The 25838-nt window shown below is 64.5% G+C and carries 25 protein-coding genes; 11 read left to right on the forward strand and 14 right to left on the reverse strand.

Translation table 11 applies throughout. The features are described from left to right. Window positions 1-24: 24 nt before the first annotated feature. A complete protein-coding gene (locus ACSVIK_RS14195) occupies window positions 25-441 on the forward strand; it encodes a type IV pilin protein (RefSeq protein ID WP_442444930.1) in 417 nt (138 codons plus the stop codon). Window positions 442-490: 49 nt separating this feature from the next. On the opposite strand, the gene ispH is transcribed toward ACSVIK_RS14195, so the two are convergent. The 6 genes from ispH to murJ form a co-directional block, all read right to left on the reverse strand. Then, a complete protein-coding gene (gene ispH, locus ACSVIK_RS14200) occupies window positions 491-1435 on the reverse strand; it encodes a 4-hydroxy-3-methylbut-2-enyl diphosphate reductase (protein ID WP_442444931.1) in 945 nt (314 codons plus the stop codon). A gap of 135 nt (window positions 1436-1570) precedes the next feature. Then, complete coding sequence (locus ACSVIK_RS14205; RefSeq protein ID WP_442444932.1) at window positions 1571-2008, reverse strand: FKBP-type peptidyl-prolyl cis-trans isomerase; 438 nt, start codon at window positions 2006-2008, stop codon at window positions 1571-1573. Further along, window positions 2005-2514 (reverse strand): signal peptidase II, encoded by a 510-nt coding sequence (gene lspA, locus ACSVIK_RS14210; RefSeq protein ID WP_442444933.1) that lies wholly within the window; start codon window positions 2512-2514, stop codon window positions 2005-2007. The genes ACSVIK_RS14205 and lspA overlap by 4 nt, the downstream gene beginning before the upstream one ends. Then, window positions 2507-5356, reverse strand: coding sequence for an isoleucine--tRNA ligase (ileS, locus tag ACSVIK_RS14215; RefSeq protein ID WP_442444934.1), 2850 nt, complete (start codon window positions 5354-5356; stop codon window positions 2507-2509). The genes lspA and ileS overlap by 8 nt, the downstream gene beginning before the upstream one ends. Further along, the gene (gene ribF / locus ACSVIK_RS14220) at window positions 5353-6303 is read right to left on the reverse strand and encodes a bifunctional riboflavin kinase/FAD synthetase (protein WP_442444935.1); all 951 of its coding nucleotides are present in this window, start codon (window positions 6301-6303) and stop codon (window positions 5353-5355) included. The genes ileS and ribF overlap by 4 nt, the downstream gene beginning before the upstream one ends. A gap of 61 nt (window positions 6304-6364) precedes the next feature. Continuing rightward, window positions 6365-7906 carry a murein biosynthesis integral membrane protein MurJ gene (murJ, locus tag ACSVIK_RS14225; RefSeq protein ID WP_442444936.1) on the reverse strand — a complete coding sequence of 514 codons (1542 nt, stop codon included), beginning with the start codon at window positions 7904-7906 and terminating at the stop codon, window positions 6365-6367. A gap of 190 nt (window positions 7907-8096) precedes the next feature. Between murJ and rpsT the strand changes: the two genes are divergently transcribed. Then, window positions 8097-8375 (forward strand): 30S ribosomal protein S20, encoded by a 279-nt coding sequence (gene rpsT / locus ACSVIK_RS14230; RefSeq protein WP_003243036.1) that lies wholly within the window; start codon window positions 8097-8099, stop codon window positions 8373-8375. Between the two features lie 263 nt (window positions 8376-8638). Here the strand turns inward: rpsT and ACSVIK_RS14235 are convergent, their stop codons facing one another. Beyond that, window positions 8639-8926 carry a PA4642 family protein gene (locus ACSVIK_RS14235; RefSeq protein ID WP_442444937.1) on the reverse strand — a complete coding sequence of 96 codons (288 nt, stop codon included), beginning with the start codon at window positions 8924-8926 and terminating at the stop codon, window positions 8639-8641. 163 nt (window positions 8927-9089) lie between these two features. On the opposite strand from ACSVIK_RS14235, the gene dauA reads away from it, so the two are divergent. Continuing rightward, entirely contained in the window at window positions 9090-10817 is a 1728-nt protein-coding gene (gene dauA, locus ACSVIK_RS14240; RefSeq protein WP_442444938.1) for a C4-dicarboxylic acid transporter DauA, read from the forward strand. A gap of 118 nt (window positions 10818-10935) precedes the next feature. Here dauA and ACSVIK_RS14245 read toward each other — a convergent pair whose 3' ends face one another. After that, window positions 10936-11493 (reverse strand): hypoxanthine-guanine phosphoribosyltransferase, encoded by a 558-nt coding sequence (locus ACSVIK_RS14245; RefSeq protein WP_442444939.1) that lies wholly within the window; start codon window positions 11491-11493, stop codon window positions 10936-10938. A gap of 304 nt (window positions 11494-11797) precedes the next feature. On the opposite strand from ACSVIK_RS14245, the gene upp reads away from it, so the two are divergent. Together upp and ACSVIK_RS14255 are read left to right on the forward strand one after the other, a co-directional pair. Continuing rightward, window positions 11798-12436, forward strand: a complete 639-nt coding sequence (upp, locus tag ACSVIK_RS14250) for a uracil phosphoribosyltransferase (protein WP_442444940.1) — start codon at window positions 11798-11800, stop codon at window positions 12434-12436. Between the two features lie 2 nt (window positions 12437-12438). Continuing rightward, on the forward strand, window positions 12439-13689 hold the full coding sequence (locus tag ACSVIK_RS14255) for a uracil-xanthine permease family protein (RefSeq protein ID WP_442444941.1): 1251 nt from the start codon (window positions 12439-12441) through the stop codon (window positions 13687-13689). A gap of 65 nt (window positions 13690-13754) precedes the next feature. On the opposite strand, the gene ACSVIK_RS14260 is transcribed toward ACSVIK_RS14255, so the two are convergent. Beyond that, on the reverse strand, window positions 13755-14768 hold the full coding sequence (locus ACSVIK_RS14260) for a DUF481 domain-containing protein (RefSeq protein ID WP_442444942.1): 1014 nt from the start codon (window positions 14766-14768) through the stop codon (window positions 13755-13757). A 191-nt stretch (window positions 14769-14959) separates the two neighbouring features. Here ACSVIK_RS14260 and ACSVIK_RS14265 point away from each other — a divergent pair, with 191 nt between their 5' ends. Together ACSVIK_RS14265 and ACSVIK_RS14270 are read left to right on the forward strand one after the other, a co-directional pair. Next, on the forward strand, window positions 14960-15319 hold the full coding sequence (locus tag ACSVIK_RS14265; protein ID WP_442444943.1) for an MGMT family protein: 360 nt from the start codon (window positions 14960-14962) through the stop codon (window positions 15317-15319). 42 nt (window positions 15320-15361) lie between these two features. Beyond that, window positions 15362-17161 carry an AmpG family muropeptide MFS transporter gene (locus ACSVIK_RS14270; RefSeq protein ID WP_442444944.1) on the forward strand — a complete coding sequence of 600 codons (1800 nt, stop codon included), beginning with the start codon at window positions 15362-15364 and terminating at the stop codon, window positions 17159-17161. 57 nt (window positions 17162-17218) lie between these two features. Here the strand turns inward: ACSVIK_RS14270 and ACSVIK_RS14275 are convergent, their stop codons facing one another. Together ACSVIK_RS14275 and ACSVIK_RS14280 are read right to left on the reverse strand one after the other, a co-directional pair. Beyond that, window positions 17219-18046 carry a mechanosensitive ion channel family protein gene (locus ACSVIK_RS14275; RefSeq protein WP_442444945.1) on the reverse strand — a complete coding sequence of 276 codons (828 nt, stop codon included), beginning with the start codon at window positions 18044-18046 and terminating at the stop codon, window positions 17219-17221. A gap of 102 nt (window positions 18047-18148) precedes the next feature. Then, the gene (locus ACSVIK_RS14280) at window positions 18149-18628 is read right to left on the reverse strand and encodes a YajQ family cyclic di-GMP-binding protein (protein ID WP_003459380.1); all 480 of its coding nucleotides are present in this window, start codon (window positions 18626-18628) and stop codon (window positions 18149-18151) included. Between the two features lie 136 nt (window positions 18629-18764). Here ACSVIK_RS14280 and ACSVIK_RS14285 point away from each other — a divergent pair, with 136 nt between their 5' ends. The 3 genes from ACSVIK_RS14285 (at window position 18765) to ACSVIK_RS14295 (ending at window position 22876) form a co-directional block, all read left to right on the forward strand. After that, window positions 18765-19727: a GGDEF domain-containing response regulator gene (locus tag ACSVIK_RS14285; RefSeq protein WP_268178896.1), complete on the forward strand. Its 963-nt coding sequence runs from the start codon at window positions 18765-18767 to the stop codon at window positions 19725-19727. Then, the gene (locus tag ACSVIK_RS14290; protein WP_442444946.1) at window positions 19724-20635 is read left to right on the forward strand and encodes a putative 2-dehydropantoate 2-reductase; all 912 of its coding nucleotides are present in this window, start codon (window positions 19724-19726) and stop codon (window positions 20633-20635) included. The genes ACSVIK_RS14285 and ACSVIK_RS14290 overlap by 4 nt, the downstream gene beginning before the upstream one ends. Before the next feature lie 237 nt (window positions 20636-20872). Continuing rightward, complete coding sequence (locus ACSVIK_RS14295) at window positions 20873-22876, forward strand: sensor histidine kinase (protein WP_442444947.1); 2004 nt, start codon at window positions 20873-20875, stop codon at window positions 22874-22876. A 3-nt stretch (window positions 22877-22879) separates the two neighbouring features. Here the strand turns inward: ACSVIK_RS14295 and ACSVIK_RS14300 are convergent, their stop codons facing one another. After that, window positions 22880-23380 carry a DUF1566 domain-containing protein gene (locus ACSVIK_RS14300; RefSeq protein WP_442444948.1) on the reverse strand — a complete coding sequence of 167 codons (501 nt, stop codon included), beginning with the start codon at window positions 23378-23380 and terminating at the stop codon, window positions 22880-22882. Between the two features lie 81 nt (window positions 23381-23461). Here ACSVIK_RS14300 and ACSVIK_RS14305 point away from each other — a divergent pair, with 81 nt between their 5' ends. Further along, window positions 23462-24037: a cob(I)yrinic acid a,c-diamide adenosyltransferase gene (locus tag ACSVIK_RS14305; protein ID WP_442444949.1), complete on the forward strand. Its 576-nt coding sequence runs from the start codon at window positions 23462-23464 to the stop codon at window positions 24035-24037. Window positions 24038-24152: 115 nt separating this feature from the next. Here ACSVIK_RS14305 and ACSVIK_RS14310 read toward each other — a convergent pair whose 3' ends face one another. Together ACSVIK_RS14310 and ACSVIK_RS14315 are read right to left on the reverse strand one after the other, a co-directional pair. After that, window positions 24153-25103, reverse strand: coding sequence for a Nudix family hydrolase (locus ACSVIK_RS14310; RefSeq protein ID WP_442444950.1), 951 nt, complete (start codon window positions 25101-25103; stop codon window positions 24153-24155). After that, window positions 25100-25732, reverse strand: a complete 633-nt coding sequence (locus ACSVIK_RS14315; RefSeq protein WP_442444951.1) for a glutathione S-transferase family protein — start codon at window positions 25730-25732, stop codon at window positions 25100-25102. Before ACSVIK_RS14315 ends, ACSVIK_RS14310 begins: the two co-directional genes overlap by 4 nt. Between the last annotated feature and the right edge of the window lie 106 nt (window positions 25733-25838).

The following is a 25838-nucleotide window of genomic DNA, read 5'->3' on the forward strand; positions in this document are numbered from 1 at the left end:
CTGCGCGCCCAAGAGATAAGAGCAATGAACAGAAACAAAGGCTTTACCTTGATCGAAATGATGATCGTTGTTGTCGTCATCGGCATTCTAGCGGCCATTGCATACCCTTCCTATCAGGAGTACGTGCGCAAGAGCAAAAGAGCGGACGCGCAGGCTGCACTGATGGAACTCTCGCACTTCATGGAGCGTTACTACACCGCGAACGGGAAATATACAAAGAGCGACGGAACAGGCCCAGACTTGCCATTCAGCAAAGCCCCCAAGGACGGTGGGAGTGAAAACTACAGCCTTGCCCTATCCGCTGTGGATGCGTTCAGCTACACACTGACCGCCACCGCCAAGAACTCCATGGCCGATGACAAGTGCGGTAACTTGACGCTGACAAGCAAGGGCGTGAAAGGCAATAGCAAAGGGGATACCGCCGATTGCTGGCGTCGTTAATGCCACTCTATAAATAAAGAGGCGACCCAAGGGTCGCCTTTTTATTGAATCAAACCGCCCTCACCCGCAACTCCTTGGGCATGGAAAACGTGATGTTCTCTGGCCTGCCATCGAGCTCGGTCTCACCCGTCGCACCCCAGGCGCGCAAGCGTTCGACCACGCCGCGCACCAGCACTTCCGGGGCGGAGGCGCCGGCGGTGATACCTACTCCGCCGACACCCTCGAACCACTCGGGCTGCAGATCCTCGGCGCCATCGATCAGGTAGGCCGGGGTGCCCATGCGCTCGGCCAGTTCGCGCAGGCGGTTGGAGTTGGAGCTGTTGGGGCTCCCCACTACCAGCAGCACGTCGCATTCGCTGGCGAGCTGTTTGACCGCATCCTGGCGATTCTGCGTGGCGTAGCAGATGTCGTCCTTGCGCGGCCCACCAATGGCGGGGAACTTGGCACGCAAGGCGTCGATCACCTTGCTGGTGTCATCCATGGACAGGGTGGTCTGGGTGACGAACGCCAGATTTTCCGGATTGCGCACCTGCAGTTCGGCAACGTCCGATTCGTCCTCCACCAGGTAGATGGCGCCGCCATTGCTGGCGTCGTACTGGCCCATGGTGCCTTCCACTTCCGGGTGGCCTTCATGGCCGATGAGGATGCATTCGCGCCCTTCGCGGCTGTAGCGCACCACTTCCATGTGCACCTTGGTCACCAGCGGGCAGGTGGCGTCGAAGACCTTGAGGCCACGCCGGGCCGCCTCGTCGCGCACGGCCTTGGAGACGCCGTGGGCGCTGAAGATAACGATGACGTCGTCCGGCACCTGATCCAGCTCCTCGACGAACACGGCGCCACGGGCGCGCAGGTCTTCCACCACGAACTTGTTGTGCACCACTTCGTGACGCACGTAGATCGGTGGGCCAAAGACTTCCAGGGCGCGATTGACGATTTCGATGGCGCGGTCGACACCGGCACAGAAGCCGCGGGGATTGGCGAGTTTGATATGCATGATGACTCTCGGCACGCGGTCGTTGCAGGAGGAGGCAAGTGTAACGCGGGAGCGAGCATCGTTCCCGCTTGGCATGGCCCGGACGCATCCGAGGCATCGATGGCAGCACCCGGATTGCATCCGGGCTACTGACGCTTACAGCGCTTTGACTTCGATGATCTCCACCTCGAAGTCCAGCACCTTGCCGGCCAGCGGGTGGTTGAAATCGATGGTCACCTGCTGCTCGTCGAAGGCCTTGACCACGCCAGGCAGCTCGGCATTGGCGGCGTCGTTGAAGATCACCAGCAGGCCTTCGGAAAGCTCCATGCCCTCGAACTGGCTGCGCGGCATGACCTGCACGTTCTGCGGGTTGGGCTGGCCGAAGCCTTGCTCGGGCTGCACCTGCACGCTGCGCTTGTCACCGGCCTTGAAGCCGTACAGCGCCTGCTCGAAGCCAGGCAGCAGGTTGCCATCGCCGACCTTGAAGGTGGCCGGCTGCTTGTCGAAGGTGCTGTCCACCACGTCGCCGTTTTCCAGCTTGAGGGCAAAATGCAGGGTCACTTGCCGATCCGGGCCGATGCGTACCTCGTTCATTGCGCCACCTCCTTCTTCGCCGACTTGTCACTCTTGAACATGTCCAGCGCCAGCAGGATGGCACCGACGGTGATGAAGCTGTCGGCCAGGTTGAATGCCGGGAAATACCAGCGGTTCTGCCAATGCACCAGGACGAAATCGACCACATGGCCCAGCACCACGCGGTCATAGAGGTTGCCCAGAGCGCCGCCGAGCACCATGGTCAGGGCCACCGCCAGCAGGGTTTCGCTGGGCTTGAGGCGCTTGAGCCAGACCACCAGCACGGCGCTGACCAGCACGGCGATGCCGGCGAAGAACCAGCGCTGCCAACCAGCGGCATCGGCCAGGAAGCTGAACGCGGCACCGGTGTTGTAGGCCAGCGTCCAGTCCAGATAGCCCGGGATCACTTCGATGCGCTGATACATGCTCAGGCCGCCCTCGAAAATGTCCTTGGTGATGCGGTCACCGATCAGGATCAGCAGGCTCAGCAGCAGCCAGGGCAGTTTGCCGAAACGGGCTTCACGCATGCTTGCGCACCTCGCCACTGCCTTCGATGTTGCTTACGCAACGCCCGCACAGCTCCGGGTGCTCGGCATGGCTGCCGACATCGGCGCGGAAGTGCCAGCAGCGGCCACACTTGCTATGAGCCGACTTGACGATTTTCAGTTTCAGCCCCGGCGCCTCGGTAACCACCGCATCGGCCGGCGCATCGGCCAGCGGTGCGACCTCGGCAGCGGAGGTGATCAGCACGAAGCGCAGCTCGTCGCCCAGCTTGGCCAGGTCGGCACGCAGGGCGTCATCGCCATACAGGGTGACTTCGGCCTGCAGGTTGCCGCCAATGGCCTTGGCCGCGCGCAGGTTCTCCAGCTCCTTGTTCACTGCCCCCTTGACCGCCATGACGCGCTGCCAGTAGGCCTGATCCAGCTCGAAGCCCTGCGGCAGGCGGGCGAGGTTCTCGTACCAGGTGGCCAGCATCACCGACTCGGCGCGCTCGCCCGGCAAGAACTGCCAGATTTCCTCGGCGGTGAAGGCCAGGATCGGCGCGACCCAACGCACCAGCGCCTCACAGATATGGAACAGTGCGCTCTGGCAGGAGCGACGCGCCACGCTGTCGGCCGCGGTGGTGTACTGACGATCCTTGATGATGTCCAGGTAGAAGCCGCCCAGCTCCTGCACACAGAAGTTGTGCACCTTGGAGTAGACGTTCCAGAAGCGGTACTCGGCGTAGGCCTCGGTGAGTTCGTCCTGCAGCCGTGCAGTGGCGTCCACCGCCCAGCGGTCGAGGTCGAGCATCTGCTCCGGCTGCAGCAGATCCCGGGCCGGCTCGAAGCCGTTGAGGTTGGCCAGCATGAAGCGTGCGGTATTGCGGATACGGCGGTAGGCGTCGGCGCTGCGCTGCAGGATCTGGTCGGAAACCGCCATCTCGCCGGAGTAGTCGGTGGAGGCCACCCACAGGCGCAGAATGTCGGCCCCCATGCTGTCGATCACCTTCTGCGGCGCGACCACGTTGCCGAGGGACTTGGACTGTTTGCGGCCCTGCTCGTCGACGGTGAAGCCGTGGGTCAGCAGTTCCTTGTACGGCGCGTGGCCGTCGATGGCGCAGCCGGTCAGCAGCGAGGAATGGAACCAGCCGCGGTGCTGGTCGGAGCCTTCCAGGTAGAGGTCGGCGACTGGGCCATTGGCGTGTGCCAGCTCGGCGTGGGAGCCACGCAGCACATGCCAGTGGGTGGTGCCGGAGTCGAACCACACGTCCAGAGTGTCGCGGCTCTTGTCGTACTGCTCGGCCTCGGCGCCCAGCAGCTCGGCCGGATCCAGCTTGAACCAGGCCTCGATGCCCTCCTGCTCGACGCGCCCCGCCACCTCCTCCATCAGTTCGACAGTGCGCGGGTGCAGTTCGCCGCTTTCCTTGTGGGTGAAGAACGGGATCGGCACGCCCCAGTTGCGCTGACGCGAGATGCACCAGTCCGGGCGGTCGGCGATCATGCTGTGCAGACGCGCCTGGCCCCAGGCCGGGACGAACTTGGTCTGCTCGATGGCCGCCAGGGAGCGCTCACGCAGGGTGCCGCCCGCTTTCGGCTGGCTGCCTGGCGCGGCCCGGTCCATACCAACGAACCACTGCGCCGTGGCGCGGTAGATCAGCGGCGTCTTGTGCCGCCAGCAATGCATGTAGCTGTGATTGATGGTCTCGTGCTTGAGCAGCGCGCCGACTTCCTCGAGCTTGGCGACGATGGCCGGGTTGGCCTTCCAGATGAACTGGCCGCCGAAGAACGGCAGCGAGTCGACGTACACGCCGTTGCTCTGCACCGGGTTGAGGATCTCGTCATTGCTCATGCCATAGCGCTTGCAGCTATGGAAGTCGTCCTCGCCGTAGGCCGGCGCCGAGTGGACGATGCCGGTACCGGCGCCCAGCTCGACGTAGTCGGCCAGGTACAGCGGCGACAGGCGGTCATAGAACGGATGGCGGAAGTTGATCAGTTCCAGTGCCGCGCCCTGTGCGGTGGCGACCACCTGGCCTTCGAGGCCATAGCGCTGCAGGCAGCTTTCGACCATTTCCTCGGCCAGCAGCAGCAGGCGGTCGCCCACGTCCACCAGCGCGTAGGTGAATTCCGGGTGCACGTTGAGCGCCTGGTTGGCCGGGATGGTCCAGGGCGTGGTGGTCCAGATGACAATGGCGGTCGGCTTGCTCAGGCTGGCCAGGCCAAAGGCGGCGGCCAGCTTGTCGGCATCCGCGACCGGGAAGGCCACGTCGATGGCTTCGGACTTCTTGTCCATGTACTCGACCTCGGCCTCGGCCAGTGCCGAACCGCAATCGAAGCAGAAGTTGACTGGCTTGAGGCCCTTGAACACGAAGCCGTTCTTGACCATCTCGGCCAGGGCGCGGATTTCGCCGGCCTCGTTGGCGAAGTTCATGGTCAGGTAGGGGTTGTTCCAGTCGCCCAGCACACCGAGGCGTACGAAACCGGCCTTCTGCTCTTCCACCTGCTCGGTGGCGTAGGTGCGGCAACGCTCGCGGGTCAGGTCGGCCGGCTGGTTCTTGCCGAAGGTGGTCTCCACCTTGTGCTCGATGGGCAGACCATGGCAGTCCCAGCCCGGCACGTAGGGCGCGTCGAACCCGGCCAGGGTCTTGGAGCGGGTGATGATGTCCTTGAGGATCTTGTTCAGCGCGTGGCCGATATGGATGCTGCCGTTGGCGTAGGGTGGGCCATCGTGCAGGATGAATTTCGGGCGACCTTCGCCCGCCTTGCGCAGCTTCTCGTACAGGCCAATATCAATCCAGCGCTGCAGGGTCTGCGGCTCGCGTTGCGGCAGGCCAGCCTTCATCGGGAAGGGGGTGTCGGGCAGGTTCAGCGTGGCTTTGTAATCGGTCATGTCGGGCTCTTCATCAGCGGGTGGCTCTGCCAATATTCACGGGCAGCGGCAATATCGGCGGCAATCGCCGCCTTCAAGGCCTCCAGCGAGGCGAAACGCTGCTCATCACGCAGCTTGTGGTGGAAAGCCACCGAGAGGCGCCGGCCATAGAGGTCGCCGGCGAAATCCAGAAGGTGCACTTCCAGATGGGCGCTGCCGTCGCCGGCAACGCTGGGGCGCACGCCGATATTGGCGACGCCTGGTTGAATCACGCCATCGATTTCACAGCTCACCAGATAAACGCCGGTCAGCGGCACCTTGCGCCGCTTGAGCTGGATGTTGGCCGTTGGTGCATCAAGCTGGCGGCCGAGCTTCTGCCCGTGCAGCACCCTTCCTGCGATGCGAAACGGCCGCCCCAGCAGGGCTTCGGCCAGGTCGAAATCGCCCGCAGCCAGCGCCTCGCGCACGCGGGTGCTGCTGACGCGACCACCGCGCACCTCGATGGTGGTCGAGGCATCGACGCTGAAGCCATGGCGCTGGCCAGCGGCCTTGAGAAACTCGAAGTCCCCGGCACGGTCGCAGCCGAAACGGAAGTCATCGCCGATTTCCAGATCCTTCACCCGCAAACCGTCCACCAGCACGCGCTGGACGAACTCGGCGGCCGACAGTTCACGCAGGCGGCGATTGAAGGCCAGGCACAGCACCAGGTCGACGCCTTCGGCCGCCAGCAGCGCCAGCTTGTCACGCAGGCGGGTCAGGCGCGCCGGCGCGGTGTCGGGGCCGAAGTACTCACGTGGCTGTGGCTCGAAGATCACCACGCAACTGGGCACGGCCAACTCCGCCGCACGCTCACGCAGACGCGCCAGGATGGCCTGGTGCCCACGATGAACGCCGTCGAAATTACCGATGGTGACCACACAGCCCCGCTCGGGCGGCTGCAGGTTATGAAGACCTCGAACCAGCTGCATAACAGGCTTCTTGTTCACAAAGTGGCCGATTATACGCACAGCGCGTGGCGTACAACAGGCATCACAGCGCCTTGCGGGCAAAGTCGCGCGGGCGGAAACCCAGCAGCAACAACATGCCGAAGTATACCGCTGCGCCCACCATCACCAGCGCGCCGAGACGCAACAGGCGCAAAGGCATCTCGCCCTCGGCCCAGGCCGGCATGATCTGCAGCAGCCCCAGCAGCGCGGCGACCATCACCGCCACCGCCAGCAGCAGCTTGAGCAGGAATGCCCCCCAGCCCGGCAACGGCTGGAAGATGCCCGCGCGGCGCAGTTGCCAGAACAGCAAGCCCGCGTTGAGGCAGGCCGCCAGGCTGATGGACAGCGCCAGACCGACGTGCGCCAGCTCCAGGCCGAAGACGAACAAGGCATTCATCGCCTGGGTCGCCAGCAGGCTGATCACGGCGATGCGCACCGGCGTCTTGATGTTCTGCTGGGCATAGAAGCCGGGGGCGAGAATCTTGATCAGAATCAGCGCCAGCAAGCCCACCGCATAGGCCATCAGCGCCTGCTGGGTCATCAGCGCATCCTCGGCGCCGAACTTGCCGTACTGGAATAGGGCCACCACCAGCGGCTCGGCGAGAACCGCCAGCGCCAGGGTGCAAGGCAGCACCAGCAGGAAGCACAGGCGCAGCCCCCAGTCGAGCAGGCGGCAGTACTCGTCGCGATTCTGGCTGGCGTAGGTTTTCGACAGGGCCGGCAGCAGGATGGTGCCGAGGGCCACGCCGAGCACCCCCGAGGGCAGCTCCATCAGGCGGTCGGCGTAGTACATCCAGGACACCGAGCCGGCCACCAGAAAGGAGGCGAACACGGTATTGATGATCAGCGAGATCTGGCTCACCGAGACACCGAAGATCGCCGGCCCCATCTGCCTGAGCACGCGCCACACCCCCGTATCGCGCAGGTTCAGGCGCGGCAGCACGAGCATGCCGATGCGCTTGAGATGCGGCAGTTGCCACAGCAGTTGCGCCAGGCCACCGGCCAGCACCGCCCAGCCCAGGGCCATGATCGGCGGGTCGAAATAGGGGGCGAGAAACAGCATGAAGAGGATCATGCTGAGGTTGAGCAGGGTCGGCACGAAGGCCGGCACGGAGAAACGGTTCCAGGTATTGAGGATGGCCCCGGCCAGCGAGGACAAGGAAATCAGCAGAATATAAGGAAAGGTCACCCGCAACAGGTCGACGGTCAGCGCGAAGCGCTCGGCATCCTCGGCGAAGCCCGGTGCGCTCACCCACACCACCCAGGGCGCGGCCAGCACGCCGAGGGCGGTGACCAGCGCCAGGGCCAGGGTCAGCAGACCGCTGACATAGGCGACGAAGGTGCGCGTGGCCTCCTCGCCCTTTTGCATCTTGTATTCGGCCAGAATCGGCACGAAGGCCTGGGAAAACGCACCTTCGGCGAAGATCCGCCGCAACAGGTTGGGCAGCTTGAAGGCGACCACGAAGGCGTCGGAGGCCACGCCGGCGCCGAAGGTGCGGGCAATGAGGGTGTCGCGCACGAAACCCAGCACGCGCGAAACCATGGTCAGGGAGCTGACGGCAGCCAGGGATTTGAGCAGATTCATGAACGTGGGGCTTTCCCGATCGAGCGCGAGAGCGGAGAATCCCCTGCCCGCGCAAAAGCGTCGAGTGTAGCGAGCCGCCATTGGTCAGGCCAGCGGCGAAAACTGCCAGCGGACTTGACATTGGCCCAGCGGCCCGGCAAGATTCGCGGCCTTAATTTGTGTAACCCCCCAGTTTTCGAGGAGCTTGACGGTGGCCAACTCACCTTCTGCCAAAAAACGCGCCAAACAGGCTGAGAAGCGCCGTAGCCATAACGCCAGCCTGCGCTCGATGGTTCGTACTTACATCAAGAACGTGGTCAAGGCTATTGCTGCCAAGGATCTCGAGCTTGCCAAAACCGCCTACACCGCTGCCGTTCCGGTCATCGACCGCATGGCTGACAAAGGCATCATCCACAAGAACAAAGCCGCTCGTCACAAGAGCCGCCTGAACGCGCACATCAAAGCGCTGGGCGAAGCTGCTGCCGCCTAAGTCGCGCGCAGGTTCTTAAAAAACCGGCCCTCGTGGCCGGTTTTTTATTGGCCGCAAGAAATAGTGCCGACAGGCGAGATACCCGCATAGGCGCAAATTCATTCGCGATCCTGGCGAGCACGGCGCCAACCCCTTTCGCGGATAAATCCGCTCCTACCGACCGTGCGCCCGAACACCCAAAGCGCGAAGAAAACCTGTAGGAGCGAATTCATTCGCAACCCGATGAGCGCGATGGCATCGCAGGTCGCCTCCAGAGAGCCCCTTCAGCCGCGCGCTGCCTTGATCACCTCGATATAAGGCTCGGCATTGCGCTGATCCTGAATCAGAGCGACGAAGTCGTGACCCTGCGCATCACGCGCCGAGAGGTCGTAGCCGGCCTCGACGAAAAAGCCGACGAAACGCTCGAAGTCATCGACGCGCAGGCCACGATAGGCCTTGATCAGCTTGTGCAGGGACGCCGGCGTGGCATCGGCCGGCTCCACGTCGAGGAACAGCTTGATGGCGTCGTCGCTGATCTCTTCGCCGATCACCTGCTTCTTGTCTTTACGCATCGCCCACTCCGCCAACTGTAGAAAAGGGGCGGCAGTGTAACGCCGCCGCCCGCCACGCTCAACGCACCCACATGCCACAACGCCCGTGACAGAGGCGATCCAGGTCAATGCCGGTTACAGGGCCACTGGCCTTATAATGCCTGCGAGCTTTCAGGGGGCCATCATGTCGCGCCAATCCTTACCGCTGTTCTCCGCCTGGCGCCAGGTTCTGCGCCTCGGCTATTCCTGGCAGGCCCTGCGCGGCGACCTCAGCGCCGGGTTGGCCGTGGGCATCATCGCCATCCCTCTGGCCATGGCGCTGGCCATTGCCGTTGGCGCCCCGCCGCAGCATGGGCTGTATACCGTGCTGATCGCCGCCCCGCTGATCGCCCTGTGCGGCGGTTCGCGCTTCAATATCTCCGGCCCCACGGCGGCCTTCGTGGTGATTCTGCTGCCCATCACCCAGCAGCACGGGCTCGGCGGTTTGCTGCTGTGCACACTGATGGCCGGGCTGATTCTCATCGCCATGGGTCTGCTGCGCGCCGGGCGCCTGATCGAATTCGTGCCCTACCCCGTGACCCTGGGTTTCACTGCCGGCATCGGCATCGTCATTGCCGTACTGCAGGTCAAGGATCTGCTGGGCCTGACCCTGCCCGGCAGTGCCACCCACCTGACCGACACCCTGGTGCTGCTGGTGCGCAGCCTGCCCAGCCTGAGCCTGGGCGACAGCCTGGTAGCACTGTGCAGCCTGATCGTTCTGCTGCTCTGGCCACGCCTGGTGCCCAGAGTGCCGGCACATCTGGTCGCCCTCACCCTGGGCGCCTTGCTGGCTCTGCTGCTGGAGCATTTCGGTCTGCACGTGGCGACGCTGGGCGAGCGTTTCAGTTACAGCCTCGATGGCATCGAACATCCCGGCATCCCACCTTTCCTGCCCAGCCTGGCGCTGCCCTGGACACTGCCGGGCGCCGACGGCCAACCATTGGCGGTGAACTTCGAGCTGATCCGCCAACTCATCGCGCCAGCGTTCGCCATCGCCATGCTCGGTGCCATCGAGTCTCTGCTGTGCGCCGTGGTTGCCGATGGCATGACCGGCAGCAAACATGACCCCAATGCCGAGCTGATCGGCCAGGGCCTGGGCAACCTGGCCGCGCCCTTCTTCGGTGGCATCACCGCCACTGCCGCCATCGCTCGCACCGCCGCCAACGTGCGTGCCGGGGCCTTCTCGCCAGTGGCGGCCATCGTTCATGCCGGCGTGGTGCTGGCCGCCATCCTGCTGTTGGCGCCCTTGTTCAGCTACCTGCCGATGGCAGCCTTGGCAGCCTTGCTGCTGCGGGTGGCGTGGAACATGAGCGAACCCCAACACGTGGCCCACACCCTGCGCATCGCACCACGGGGCGACGTGCTGGTGCTGCTCACCTGCCTGGTGCTGACGGTGCTGTTCGACATGGTGCTAGCGGTGGGCGTCGGCCTGCTGCTGGCCGCCGGCCTGTTCATCAAGCGCATGAGCGAGCTGACTGACACCGCCGCGCTGGATCGCCAGCAACGCCAGGCCCTGCTCGACATGCCCGAGCAGGTGCTGGCCTACAGCATTCGCGGCCCGCTGTTCTTCGGCGCGGCGGAAAAGGCGCTGAGCGTGCTGCGCCGTTTCAGCCCCGGGGTAAAGGTGGTGATCGTCGACATCAGCGCTGTGCCGCTGCTGGACATGACCGCCATCGCCGCCCTGGACAATGTGCTGCGCGATTATCGCCAGCAGGGCGTGGCGCTGATTCTCAGCGGCGCCACCGCCCAGGTACGCCTGAAATTGCGGCGCGCCGGGGTGCAGCGTCATGAGGGCGAACTGGCCTACGTGCGCAACCTGGCGCAGGCGCGGGAGAAGGCCCTGCGCTGGCTGGGCGAGCGGCAGCCGGCGTAGTCCGGCGGCGGCCGGCCCCGGATTGCATCCGGGCTACTCGCTGGATGGCATGACATGGACACGTAGGGTGCGCCGTGCGCGCCCCCACGGTGACGTCTCGGTGCGCGTAGCGCATGCCTTACAGGCCCTTGACGGCGAAGATGCCGGCGGCGTTGCGCCAGTAGCCCTTGTAGTCCATGCCGTAACCGAAGATGTAACGGTCGATGCACTTGAGCCCGACGTAGTCGGCCTGCAGATCCGGGCGCGCCTTGCGTTCGTGCTCCTTGTCGATCAGCACCGCCGTGTGCACGGCACGCGCGCCGGCGTGGTGGCAGAAGTCGATGATGGCGCCGAGGGTGTGCCCCTCGTCGAGAATGTCGTCGATGATCAGCACGTCGCGGTCGATGAACGACACTTCCGGCTTGGCCTTCCAGAACAATTCGCCGCCACTGGTTTCATTGCGGTAGCGAGTGGCGTGCAGGTAGGAGGCTTCCAGCGGGAAGTTCAACTTGGTCAGCAGCTTGCCGGCGAAGATCAACCCACCGTTCATCACGCAGAACACCACGGGGTTGCGCTCGGCCAGTTCGGCATTGATGCGCGTCGCCACCTGGTCGATGGCAGCCTCCACCTGGGCTTCGCTGAACAGGCAATCGGCTTGCTCCATGACTTGGCGTATGTGCGCGAGATCGGCGGACATGAGGTTTTCTCTCTTCGGCTGGCAATGGCGGCGGCCGAGCAGCATGAAAGCTGATCGAGCCGTCAGATAAAAGCGGGCAAAGGTACAGACCCGCGCGGCACTGAACAAGCCCGGACGGACAAGCGTAGCGCCTTGCCCGAGTTTTGCCGTGTGCCGGGCCTGTCGGTCAACACTTGGCCGCAGCAATGCTTTACTCTATCGCGATTTTTTTCAAAATCCGCCCACCGCCTCCCTCCTGCCCGAACGCCTGGTACGAAGAGGCGAGGCCGTGGGTGGACGTTCAGCCAGCCGGAGAGATGCCCCCATGCCCATTCGCGAGATTCGCCACCCGCTGATCCGCCACAAGATCGGCCTCATGCGCCGCGCCGACATCAGCACCAAGAACTTCCGCGAGTTGGCTCAGGAAGTCGGTGCCCTGCTCACCTACGAGGCCACCAACGACCTGCCCCTGGAGCACTACGAGATCCAGGGCTGGGCCGGCCCGGTGCAAGTGGAGAAGATCGCCGGCAAGAAGATCACCGTGGTGCCGATCCTGCGCGCCGGGATCGGCATGCTCGACGGCGTGCTCAGCCTGATCCCCGGTGCCAAGGTCAGCGCCGTGGGCGTGGCGCGCAACGAAGAAACCCTGCAGGCGCATACCTATCTGGAGAAACTGGCGCCGGAGATCGACTCGCGCCTGGCGCTGATCATCGACCCGATGCTGGCTACCGGCGGCTCCATGGTCGCCACCATCGACCTGCTGAAGAAGGCCGGCTGCAAGGAAATCCGCGCCATGGTGCTGGTGGCCGCGCCAGAAGGCATCAAGGCGGTGAACGATGCCCACCCGGACGTGGTGATCTACACCGCCTCCATCGACCAGCACCTCAACGAACAGGGCTACATCATCCCCGGCCTGGGCGATGCCGGCGACAAGATCTTCGGCACCAAGCAGAAGGACGCCTGAGCATGAGCGAGTACAACGATCCGCTGCCACGGCAGATCATCTCCGGCGCGCAGATGCTCTTCGTGGCCTTCGGCGCCCTGGTGCTGATGCCGCTGATCACCGGCATGGATCCCAACGTGGCGCTGTTCACCGCCGGTATCGGCACCCTGCTGTTCCAACTGGTGACCAAACGCCAGGTGCCGGTGTTCCTGGCGTCCAGCTTCGCCTTCATCGCGCCGATCCTGGCCGCCAAGGGCCAGTTCGGCCTGCCTGCGGTGATGGGCGGCATCGTCGCCGCTGGCCTGGTGTACATCCTGCTCTCGGCCCTGGTGAAACTGCGCGGGCCGAGCTTCATCGACCGCCTGCTGCCACCGGTGGTGATCGCCCCGGTGATCATTTCCATCGGCCTGGCGCTGTCGCCAGTGGCGGTGAACATGGCCATGGGCAAGGCCGGTGACGGCAGCGCAGTGCTGGTGCCCTACGCCACGGCGATGATGATTTCCATGCCGGCGCTGCTCACCACCCTGCTGGTGGCCGTGCTCGGTCGTGGCATCTTCCGCCTGGTGCCGATCCTCGCCGGTATCGCCGTGGGCTGCGCCATCGCCGCCCTGCTCGGGGTGATCGACACCAAGGCCGTGGCGGCCGCCTCCTGGCTCGCCATGCCCAATTTCATCGCCCCCGAACTGCACTGGGGCGCCATCCTGTACATGGTGCCGGTGGCACTGGCGCCGGCCATCGAGCACATCGGCGGCGTGGTGGCCATCGGCAACGTCACCGGCAAGAACTTCATCAAGCAGCCCGGCCTGCACCGCACCCTGCTCGGTGACGGCCTGGCCACTTCGGCAGCCGGCCTGTTCGGCGGCCCGCCCAACACCACCTACGCCGAAGTGACCGGCGCGGTGATGCTGACCCGGAGCTACAACCCCAAGATCATGACCTGGGCGGCGCTGTTCGCCATTGCCCTGGCCTTCATCGGCAAGTTCGGCGTGGCCCTGCAGAGCATCCCGGTGCCGGTGATGGGGGGCATTCTCTGCCTGCTGTTCGGCTCCATCGCCGTGGTTGGCCTCAACACCCTGATTCGCCATCAGGTGGATCTGTCCGAGGCGCGCAACCTGATCATCGTCTCGGTGACCCTGGTGTTCGGCATCGGCGGCATGGTCATCGGCGGCGAGGAATTCGCCCTCTCGGGCATTTCCCTGTGCGCCATCAGCGCGCTGCTGCTCAACCTGCTGCTGCCCGGCGGCAAGGGCTGGAACAAGCGCCAGCCGGAATAAGAGCGAGGCTGAAAACGCAAAAGCCCGCGATCCATTCGCGGGCTTTTGCTTTCCAGCGGCCAGGCTTACCAGCCGACACCGAACCCCAGGGTGTAGCGGGTCTCGTCCAGATCACCTTCGGCACCGCTGACCACATCCTTCTCGGCCTTCATGTTCAGCGATGCCCAGTCGGTGACCTTGTAGCGCAGACCGACCTCGGCATCCAGGCTGAAATCAGCAGCACCACTCAGCGGCCGGCCCACTTCGCCGGTGCTGAACAACTCCACCGTCTTGCCGATCAGATAACGGTTGTAGTCCCACTTCACACTGAGTTCGTAGAAACGATTCTGCTCGCCGTTGCTGAAGCTGTAGTCGCTACGGTTGACCAGCGTGGCCAAGGAGAGCGCGCCCAGCTCGTCATCCCAGAACTGGTAACCCGGGCCGGTACCCAGGGTGCGCTGGCGCTCCAGCTCCTCGACCCGGTCACGCTTGTATTCGGCACGCCCCTGCCAGAAGAGCTTTTCCCCGAGGAAGCGGTCGAGGGCATATTCGGTCGACCAGTTGTCGGTGCTGACCACCTCGTTCTTCAACTCACGGTTGTATTCGACCTGTGCGTTGTGCCGCCACAGCCCATGACGCGCCTTGGTGTTGATATCCACGTTGTAATCGTCGGTATCGCTCTCGGCCCGCTTGTAGTCCAGGGCCAGATCGATATTGCCCTTCCAGACGAAGTCCTCGACCAGCGGCTTGGGCTTCATGATCTGCTCGATCTGCGCCAGCTCCACGGTCTTCGGCGCCTCGCCATTAGCCAGGGTGACCTTGCCCGGCTCGGCCGCGAGCAGAGATTTGGCACGCTCGCCATCGACCGGCCCCATCTTGACCAGCAGCTCGTGATCGCTTTCCAGGGTGGCGACCTTCTTCCAATCCAGGGGGATGGAGCCACCATAGTCGGTCTGCAGCAGCAGCTTGCTGCCATCGAAGACACGGATGGTGCCGCTGAGGCGGTCACCATTCTTCATCCAGACGGTATCGGCGAGGACGGGGGCGCTGAACAGGACGATGCTCAGACTGAGCAGGGACAACGAAGTTGGGCGCGGCATAAGAGACAATCAGCTCGGTTGGGCGAAAAGCCGGGGATTATGCGGATACCCGGCAGCAGAGCAAGAGCTGACCGACGTAGCGCAGCAGAGTTCAGCGCCGCCCGCCCAATGGCAGTGTCGAACACGCAGCAAGGCGCGGGCTATGATCCACACCTGATGACGAACCCGTCAGCCGAACAAGAGCGACCAGCATGGAGAGAACAGCAGAGCACGGCCTGGCCACGGCCAGCCCCGATACCCGTCGCGAAGCCCTGTACCTGGCACTGGCGCAGATCCCCCCTGGGCGGGTGATCAGCTACGGCGAGCTGGCGGCGCTGGCCGGGCTCGGGCGCGCCGCGCGCTGGGTCGGGCGCACCCTCAGCCAGTTGCCGGAAGGCACGCGCCTGCCCTGGCACCGCGTGATCGCCGCCGGTGGGCGCCTCAGCCTGCCGGCCGGCAGCGCCTCCGGCGCCGAACAACGCGCGCGCCTGCGCGCCGAGGGCATCAGCATACTGAACGAACGGGTGGATATGCGTCGTCATGGCTGGCGCGCGATGGAGCACAGCAGTTAGAGTGCGCTACCGATCCGCTGACCCAGCCCTGATTCGAGTCTGATGCCACGCAAATCCTGGCGAGAAGCTCTCGCTACCTATGCCAATCCCGCCACGCTGGCCTTGTTGCTTCTGGGCTTCGCCGCTGGCCTGCCCTACATGCTGGTGTTCTCCACCCTCTCGGTGTGGCTGCGCGAGGCCGGTGTGGCGCGCGAGACCATCGGCTTCGCCAGCCTGATCGGCCTGGCCTACGCCTTCAAGTGGGTGTGGGCGCCGATGCTCGACCAGTGGCGCCTGCCGCTGCTGGGCAAGCTTGGCCGGCGCCGCTCCTGGTTGGTGCTGTCGCAAAGCCTGGTCGCCATCGGCCTGATCGGCATGGCCAACTTCGACCCGCAGACGCACCTGTCCTGGCTGATCGCCCTGGCCGTGCTGGTGGCCTTCGCCTCGGCCACCCAGGACATCGCCGTCGATGCCTACCGCCTGGAGATTCTCGGCGACACCCACCAGGCCGCCCTGGCTGCGGCCTACATGACCGGCTACCGGGTCGCTGCCCTGCTGGCCACGGCCGGCGCCCTGTACTTCGCCGAGGGTTTCGGCTCCACCGCGCAGGACTACCAGTTCAGCGCCTGGACCGGCACCTACCTGGTGTTCGCCCTGCTCATGCTGCCGGGCCTGCTCACCTCGATCTGGATGCGCGAGCCGCCAGCACCGCCACATCTCCATGCAGCGCCGCCCAAGCATGGTTTCTTCCACCAGTTGCTGTCGCTGCTGGCGGTGATCGTGCTGGTGATTTCGGTGCCGACCATGTTCATCCAGTTCTACCAGAGCGACCTGGTGCCAATGCTGCTGGGCAACGTCAGCGCCCAGGAGCTGCTGTACAACGACCGCGCCTTCCTGCGTGCCATGCTCTACACCACCCTGGCCTGCGTCTGTGCCTCGGGGCTGTTCTGGGGTGGCCTGGCGCCGGTGCTGAAGACGGCGGCGGCCAAATACGGTTTCTTCCACCAGTTGCTCTCGGTGCTGCTGCTGATCATCCTGCTGATCTCGGTGCCGGCGATGCTCACGCAGTTCTACGAAAGCGACCTGAGCCTGGTGTTCCAGGGCCAGATGAGCCTGCAGGAACTGCTGTACCATGACCGCGCCTTCCTCCGTGCGCTGCTCTATACCCTGCTCACCGGCCTGTCGATTTCCAGCCTGTTCTGGGGCGGCATGGCGCCGGTGCTGACGCCGGTCAACGACTTCATCCTGCGCTACCGCTGGCAGGCCCTGCTGCTGCTGACGCTGATCGCCACCTATCGCCTGTCGGATACGGTGATGGGAGTGATGGCCAACGTCTTCTACATCGACCAGGGCTTCACCAAGGAGCAGATCGCCAGCGTCAGCAAGGTCTTCGGCCTGATCATGACCCTGCTCGGCGCTGGCGCCGGTGGCCTGTTGATCGTGCGTTTCGGCATCATGCCGATCCTCTTCCTCGGCGCCCTGGCCTCGGCGGCGACCAACCTGCTGTTCATGGCCCTGGTAGGCATGGGCGCCCACCTGCAGATGCTGGTGGTGACCATCAGTTGCGACAACTTCAGCGCCGGCCTGGCCACCTCGGCCTTCGTCGCCTACCTGTCGAGCCTGACCAACCTCAAGTTCTCCGCCACCCAGTACGCCCTGCTCAGCTCCATCATGCTGCTGCTGCCCAGGCTGATCGGCGGCTACTCGGGGGTCATGGTGGAGAAACTGGGCTATGCCCACTTCTTCCTCGCCACCGCGCTGCTGGGTATTCCCACGCTCATCCTCATCGTCCTGCAGTGGCGCCGCGACCAGCAGGCACCCAGCCAGCCGAGCGACACGCTCAGCGAAACCGAAAAAGCCTGAGCCTGAATGCAAGAAGCCCCGGGTAAACCGGGGCTTCTCGTTTGTGCGCTCGGGCCTTCAGTCGGCCTTGGCCATATGCACCACACGCTGCGGAAAGGGAATACCGATCCCGGCAGCGGTCAGGCGCTCCTTGGCCAGTTCGATGAACTCGAAGGTCACCGGCCAGAAGTCGCCAGTGTTGACCCACACGCGCATCGACAGGTTCACCGCGTTGTCGCCCAGCCCGGTGACGAACACCACCGGGGCCGGATCGCGGTGCACGCGCGGGTCGTTGGCGATCTCCAGCAGCACCTCGCGGGCACGCTTGATATCGCTGGAGTAATCGATGCCGACGACGATCTCGGCACGCCGCGTGGATTCACGCGAGTAATTGGTGATGTGGCCGTTGGACAACGAGCCATTGGGCACGATCACCACCTTGTTGTCGGCAGTCTTCAGCGTGGTGTGGAAGATATGGATGCTGTCGACGCTGCCGGACACACCCTGCGCCTCGATCCAGTCGCCGGCGCGGAACGGGCGGAACAGCATGATCAGCACGCCACCGGCGAAGTTCGCCAGGCTGCCCTGCAAGGCCAGGCCGATGGCCAGGCCGGCCGCACCGATCATGGCGATGAAAGAGGTGGTCTCCACGCCGATCATCGAGGCCACGCTGATCAGCAGCAGAATGCGCAGGATGATGCTGACCAGGCTACCGATGAAACTGCTCAGGGCACGGTCGACCTTGCGCACCTCCAGCAGGCGGCCGATGCTGCCGGTCAGCTTGCCGATCAGCCACCAGCCGATCAGCAGGGTGAACAGTGCCAGGGTCAGCTTGCCGCTGTACTCCAGCACCACGGGCAGCCAGGCTTCGGACAGCTTGACCAGTTCATCGACGTTCATCTCCATTGGGTGCTCCTGTTTCCCGTACATGAAACGAAGCCGCCATGGCGGGCCATGGCGGTCAAAGTGCTATCAACCTAGAGTGCGATAGCGAAGCGGCGCAAAGGTTCAATCGCGGAAATTGTTGTACTGCAGCGGCATGCCGAATTCGTGACCGCGCAACAGGGCGATGGCTTCCTGCAGATCATCACGCTTCTTGCCGGTGACACGCACCTGCTCGCCCTGAATGGCGGCCTGCACCTTGAGCTTGGCATCCTTGATGTGAGCGACGATCTTCTTCGCCAGTTCCTTGTCGATGCCTTCGCGGAAGGTGACTTCCTGCTTCATCACCTTGCCCGAGGCGTAGGGCTCCTTGGTCTCCATGCACTGGCAGTCGATCTTGCGCTTGATCAGGCTGCTGCGCACGATGTCGAGCATCTGCTCGAGCATGAATTCGGCTTCGGCGGTCAAGGTCAGCGCCTTGTCCTTGCTCTCGATGCTGCACTTGCCGCGCAGATCGAAACGACGATCGAGTTCCTTGATGGCGTTGTCGACCGCATTGGTCAGTTCGTGTTTGTCCAGTTCCGACACCACGTCGAACGAAGGCATGAGTAAGCTCCTGATGGACGGCGCGATCCGCTTCACGGAGGGAGCACGCCTGACTTGACGATAACTGTAGCCGGCTCATTATACCCGGACTGATTATCGCCGTTTGGCGTCCTTCCTTCTGCCGTGAGCCAGCCCCATGCCCAACCCCCATCTCAGCATTCTGGTGGTGGACGACGCCAAGTTTTCCAGTGCCATGATCGGTCGCGCGCTCGCCCAGGCCGGTTATCAGGACGTGCGCTTCGCCAGCAGCGCCGCCGAAGCCCTGCAGCAACTGGAGCAGCGCCCGGCCAGTGTGCTCCTGGCCGATTGGCTGATGCCGGAAATGGACGGCCTGGCGCTGACCACCCGGGTACGCCAACTGGACGAAACCGCCGATCACTACACCTACGTCATCCTCCTGACCGGCAAGGAAGGCGAGAACGTGCTCGGCGAAGCCTTCGACCGAGGCGTGGACGATTTCATCAGCAAGGCGGCGATGAACGAGCAACTGGTGCCGCGCGTGTATGCCGCCGACCGTCTGTGCAACACCCTGCAGCGCCTGCTGCAGGAAAACCGCATGCTCACCCAGAGCGTCGCCAGCCTGGAACGGCGCAATCTGGTGGATCCGCTTACCGGCCTGGGTAACCTGCGCTATCTACGCCAGAAGATGACCGACAGCCTGCGCCAGATCGAATCGCGCGGTGGCGCCCTGTGCTACCTGCTGATCGGCCTGCAGGAGGTGGAGCAACTGCGCAGCAAGCATGGCGAGCGCTTCTACAACGAACTGATCCACGGCGTGGCCAGGCGCCTGCAGCAACTGGTGCGCCCGCTCGACGTACTGAGCCGCCTGGACGGCAACCACTTCGGCCTGCTGACCCTGCTCGAAGACCTCCACGAGTGCTCACCGAGCAGCTTCAAACGCTTGCACGAGGGGCTCAACCTCAAGGCCTTCAAGACCAGCGAGGGCTTCATCACGCTGAAGGCTGGCATCAGCCTGGTGGGCCTGGATGCCAAGGCACTGCCACTGGAGGCCGACAACCTGATGCAGCATGCCGAGAAGGCGCTGCCCGACGCTTATGCCAGCGGCCGGGTCGCCGCCACGCGCCTGCCGCTGGCATGAGCTGGCACATACTCGGCGCCGGCAGCCTGGGCACCCTGTGGGCCACCCGCCTGGCCCGTGTCGGCCTGCCCGTACGCCTGATCCTGCGCGACCGCCAACGCCTGGCGGCCTTCGCGCAGGCCGGTGGCCTGACCCTGGTCGAGCAAGGCCAGGCGCAACACCATGCCATGGGCGCCGAGCTGGCCGATGCCGAGACGCCAATCCAGCGCCTGCTGTTGGCCTGCAAGGCTTACGATGCCGAAGCGGCGATCCTCGAAGTACTGCCGCGCCTGCAGCCTGACGCCGAGATCCTCCTGCTGCAGAACGGCCTCGGCAGTCAGGACGCCGTGGCGCGCCATCTGCCGAGTCAACGCTGCCTGTTCCTCTCCAGTACCGAAGGTGCCTTTCGCCAGGCGGATTTCCAGGTGGTGTTCGCCGGCGCCGGGCATACCTGGCTGGGTGACCCGCAGGATGCCAGCCCGCCGGCCTGCCTGGCCGATCTGCAGGCCGCCGACATCCCCCACCAGTGGAGCCCGGACATCCTCGGCCGGCTGTGGCGCAAGCTGGCGCTGAACTGCGCGATCAACCCGCTGACCGTGCTGCATGATTGCCGCAACGGCGGCCTGCGCACGCATGCCGACGAAGTGGCCGGCCTGTGCCAGGAACTCAGCGAGCTGCTGCAGCACTGCGGCCAGGCAGCCGCCGCCGAGCAGTTGCACGAAGAGGTGCTGCGCGTCATCGACGCCACCGCCGCCAACTACTCATCGATGCATCAGGACGTGACTCAGGGGCGCCGTACCGAAATCAGCTACCTGCTCGGCTACGCCTGCACCGCAGCTCGGCAGCAGGATCTGCACCTGCCACGGCTCGAAGCCCTGCTGCAACGGCTGCGTGCCCATCTGGCCAAACGCGGCCTGCCCCTGGACTAGCAGCGCGATCGCGAACGCACCGCAACAGATAGTGGATGGCAATGACGACGCGAGCGCGCTAGGCTCTGTACGAAAAGTCGTCGAGCGAAGGTCAGGCAAGGCGAAATTACTCGAAGAAGCGCAGTTTACGTGTTGTAAATGAGCATTCTGAGAGTGATTTCAACGCAGCATCACCGAGCGCAGGCACTTTTCGTATGAAGCCTAACCTGCCAGTTCGCCCGACGACCTCACGCCCCCATGACCCTGCGCCAGCACCTCGAAAACCTGCCCGTCGGCCGCAAGTTGCTCGCGGCCTTGCTCGTGCTGCTCAGTGCGGTGCTGCTGATCGCCAACCTGGCTTTCATCAGCGCGGCCTACTGGATCACCCAGCAGAGCATGGCACCACAAGCCCTGCACACCCTCGGCCGGCTGATCGCCAGCCCGGCGCTGAGCGGTGAGGCGCTGCACTCGGCGAACTCGGCCCAGGCCGTGCTGCGTCGCCTGGACGACTATGCGCCGCTACGCGCGGCGGTGATCTACGACAGCAATGGCGACAGCCTGGCGCAACTGCAACGCGGCGAGAAACTGAAACTGCCACAACACCTCGGCGAACTGGAAAGCTGGCGGGAAACGGCCTTTCGCACCAACCTGCTGGTGGAGCTGCCGCACCCCAGCGGCCGCCCGGGTGCCCTGCTGCTGGTGGCCTCCAGCGAGCTGCCCGGCGCCTTCTACACCGGCACCCTGACCGCCAGCCTGGCGATCCTGGCGCTGAGCGTGGCGCTGTGGTTCCTGGTGGCGCGGCAGATTCGCCGCCTGGTGACCAAACCCATCCGCCGCCTGGAAGAACTGTCGCGCCAGGTCACCCGCGAAGAAAACTACGCCCTGCGCGCCCAGCGTGGCCACAAGGACGAGATCGGCAGCCTGGCCGACGCCTTCAATACCATGCTGATGCGCATGGAGGCGCGCGAACAACAGCTCAAGCGTGCGCGCGACGATGCCCAGCAGGCCTTCGATCAGGCCCAGAGCCTGGCCGAGGAAACCCGCCACTCCAACCGCAAGCTGGAACTGGAAGTGCAGGTGCGCAGCAAGATCGAGAAGAAACTCACCGGCTTCCAGAACTACCTCAACAGCATCATCGACTCCATGCCCTCGGCGCTGATCGCCCTCGACGAGCAGCTCTACGTCACCCAATGGAACCAGGAGGCCAGCGCGCTTTCCGGCACCCCGATGAACGAGGCACTGAACCAGCCGGTGTTCCTCGCCTTCCCTCTGCTCAAGCCCTTCTTGCCGCAACTCAAGCGCACCGCCGAGCAGCTACGAGTGGAGAAGATCGAGCGCATCACCTGGCCCAAGGACGACGAACCGCGCTACTACGCCCTGACCTTCTACCCGCTGATGGGCGGCATCGGCCATGGCGTGGTGATCCGCATCGACGACATCACCCAGCGCCTGTCACTGGAAGAGATGATGGTGCAATCGGAAAAGATGCTCTCGGTCGGCGGCCTGGCCGCCGGCATGGCGCACGAGATCAACAATCCGCTCGGCGCCATCTTGCACAACGTGCAGAACATCCGCAGGCGCCTGTCGCCGGAGCTGGAAAAGAACCTGGAGCAAGCCGAACAGACGGGCGTGAGCCTGCAGGCCATCGACCAGTATCTGCAGGCGCGGGACATCCCGCGGCTGCTCGACGGTATCCAGCAGGCCGGCCAGCGCGCGGCGAAGATCGTCAGCCACATGCTCAGTTTCAGTCGTCGCAGCGACCGGCAACTGGCCCCTTGTGACCTGCCTGGTTTGATCGACCAGGCGCTGGAGATCGCCGGCAACGACTTCGACCTGGCCGACCGTTTCGACTTCAAGACCCTGCACATCGTCCGCGACTTCGACCCGCACCTGGGCCCGGTGCCGGCCACCGCCAACGAACTGGAACAGGTGCTGCTCAACCTGCTGAAGAACGCCGCCCAGGCCATTCATCAGGTCGAGCAGCGCAGCGAACCGGGGCGCATCACCCTGCGCACCCGTCAGGTCGGGCACTGGGCGGAGATTCAGGTGGAAGACAACGGCACCGGCATGAGCGAGGCCACCCGCAAGCGCATCTTCGAGCCCTTCTTCACCACCAAGGAAGTCGGCCAGGGCACCGGCCTGGGCCTGGCCGTGTCGTATTTCATCATCACCAACAACCACAAGGGGCAGATGGAGGTGCACTCGCGCCAGGGTCAGGGCACCTGTTTCACCCTGCGCCTGCCCCTGTCCCCACATGCCTAGACACTAGAGCTCGTTGCCCGGGACATTACGTACCAGCAAAGCCCCCAGAGCGAATCCCGGGCTGTGGACATCCAGGCGCCCGCTCAGCAGGTCGAGGTATATGACCATCGAAGGTATTCCCTCATAGAGCGATGACGTCCAGTACGGCGCCTCGCCTTCCCCTTGATCGGTGATACCTGGAAATATCTGCGGATCGAGCAACGGCCCTTCGGCGCTCGAACGCAACAGAGCGTCCAGCTCATCTACCGCAGGCAGTCGCCAGCCATCGCCGAGCGATTCGGCCCACTGCTGCGCGCGCGTCCAGTCAATCAACTCCACCTGCCCCTGGCATGCGCCATCCTGCCAGTGCATGCCATGACTGCACCGCATCCACGCCAGGCCATTAGCGCGGTCATACGCCACACCTTCGCGTACCGACAAGGTCGTGGACGACGGTTCTGGCTGGGCAAAAGCGGTGGCCATGCTCAATAGCGAGAGAGCGGCCAGGAAGCGGGGAAAGATCATGAGCATCGCCTGGAGCTGAGTGAAAAGACGTTATTCTAAACGCCACAAGAACCTGACCGCAGCGACGAGGAACCAGCAAGAATGGGCAAGCGCCTCACCAAGATCTACACACGCACCGGCGACAAGGGTGAAACCGGCCTCGCCGAGGGGCGCCGGGTAGGCAAGGATCACCCACGCATCGAAGCCATCGGCGAGCTGGATACCCTCAACAGCCAGTTGGGGCTGTTGCTGGCCGAGTTGAGCGAAGCCGCTGCGAACTGTCAGGGGCTCGCGGAGATCATCGACGTCTTGAGCCCCTGCCAGCACCGCCTGTTCGACCTTGGCGGCGAGTTGGCGATGCCCGAGTATCAGGCCTTGCAGCAGGGAGAGGTGGAACGCCTCGAAGCGGCCATTGACCGCTGGAACGAGGAAGTCGGCCCGCTGCAGAACTTCATTCTGCCGGGCGGCTCGCGACTGATCGCCCAGGCCCATGTCTGCCGCAGTTTCGCCCGCAGTGCCGAGCGCCGCTGCCAGCACCTCAATGCCGTGGAACCGCTGCGTGCCGAAGGCCTGGCCTACGTCAACCGCCTCTCCGACCTGCTGTTCGTTGCCGCCCGCCTGATCGCCAGGCGACAGGGTATCGACGAAGTGCTGTGGCAGGCGGCAGACAAACCGTAGCCCGCGAAGCAGTAAGCCTGAAACATCACGCATGGACGGTAGGAGCGAGGCGGGAGTCGTGGTGCCGAACCTGGCATGGACTGGCGGACTGTTCGCTGGCGCTCCTGAGTCCGCCCTACGAGCCGTTGGCCGGCCAGAACGCGCGGATGCCGGCTACGCCCTGAGCGCCGATCTGCCAGGCGCGCTCGATGTCCGTCGGGCCGACGCCACCGAGCAGGTAAGCCGGCAGGTTGCAGGCCTGCAACATTTCGCGGGCGGCCTCCCAGCCCAAGGGTTGCGCCTCGGGGTGAGTGGCGGTGGCCTGCAACGGTGACAAGGTGACGAAATCCACGCCCATCTTGGCCGCCAGCTCCAGCTCCTCGGCACTGTGACAGGAGGCCACCAGCCAGCGATCCTCAGGGAAGGGACGACCACCAGCGGCGTACTTGTGCAGTTGCTCGGCGGTCAGGTGCCAGCCGGCCGCCGGGAAATCCCCCAGCCATTCCAGCGGCCCCTTGAGCATCAGTTGCGCCTTGCCGGCACACAGGCCCTGCACGTCCACTGCCAGGTCACGGTACTGTGCGTCGAACATCTTCGGGGCGCGCAACTGGATCAACCGCACACCTTCTGCGAGAGCACTGCGCACCCCGGCCAGCAACTCGCCCGGTTCAAGGCCATCGGGGGTGATCAGGTAGCGCTCGGGCAGGCGAGCCGCCGCCACTATGGGTTTGTTGGCTGCGGGAAATTCGTACTCCAGCAACTGCCGCTCGCTGACCCAGGCCAGCGGCTGACCTTCGGCGCCGTGCGGTTCGCCGGTGAAGGCCGTGACTTCCCAGACATCCAGCAATACCTGCTTGTCGGGGTAGTCATGGCGAATCTGGATCAGCGGACGCGCCGCTGTGGGGCGAATGGCCAGCTCCTCCTCCAGCTCACGGGCCAGAGCGAGGCTCACCGCCTCGCCCTCCTCCACCTTGCCGCCGGGAAACTCCCACAGGCCGCCCTGGTGTTTGTCCTGCGGGCGCTTGGCGATCAGGATGCGACCATCGACACCCCGAATCACCGCCGCTGCGACATGTACACGCTTCAACCCTTCACCTCCTGCAAGGCCGCCTGATGCCAGCGTTGGAAGGCCGGCCAGCGGTAGATGGTTTCGACATAGGCCGCCGCTGCCGGTGGCAGGGCCACCCGGTAACTGCGCAGGCGTGCGGCCACTGGCGCGTAGAAGGCATCGGCGATGCAGGCCTGGCCGAACAGGTAGTCGCCCTGATCGGCGAAACGTTCGCGGCAGTCAGCCCAGATCGCACACACGCGCTCGATATCGGCCCTGGCATCCGCCGGGATTTCGGCCAGCGCCTGGTCACGGGCCAGATCCATCGGCAGGTGGCTGCGCAAGGCGACGAAGCCGCTGTGCATTTCCGCACAGACACTGCGAGCCAAGGCCCTGGCAGCGACGTCCTGAGGCCAAAGCCCGGCCTCGGGAAAATGCTCGGCCAGGTATTCGGCAATGGCCAGGGAATCCCACACCGGGCCATGCTCGGTGAGCAGCACCGGCACCTTGCCCGCCGGCGAATGGCTGAGCAGGCGGGCGCGGCTGTCAGGCTGGTAAAGCCGCACCCTTACCTCATCGCAGGCAGTCCCCGCCAGCTCGACGGCGAGCGCCGCACGCAACGACCAGGAAGAGTAATTCTTGTCGCCGATCACCAATTGCAAAGCCATTTCGCATCCTCGAAGTGGGTAGTCGCTCGACGTTAAGAGCCCGAGCCGCAAATGGCAAATTCCCGCGCGTCATGGGGTCATAAGGCGCGGGAATGGCAGGGCAGCT

Source organism: Pseudomonas sp. NCHU5216, from assembly GCF_052156495.1.
Taxonomy (GTDB): domain Bacteria; phylum Pseudomonadota; class Gammaproteobacteria; order Pseudomonadales; family Pseudomonadaceae; genus Aquipseudomonas.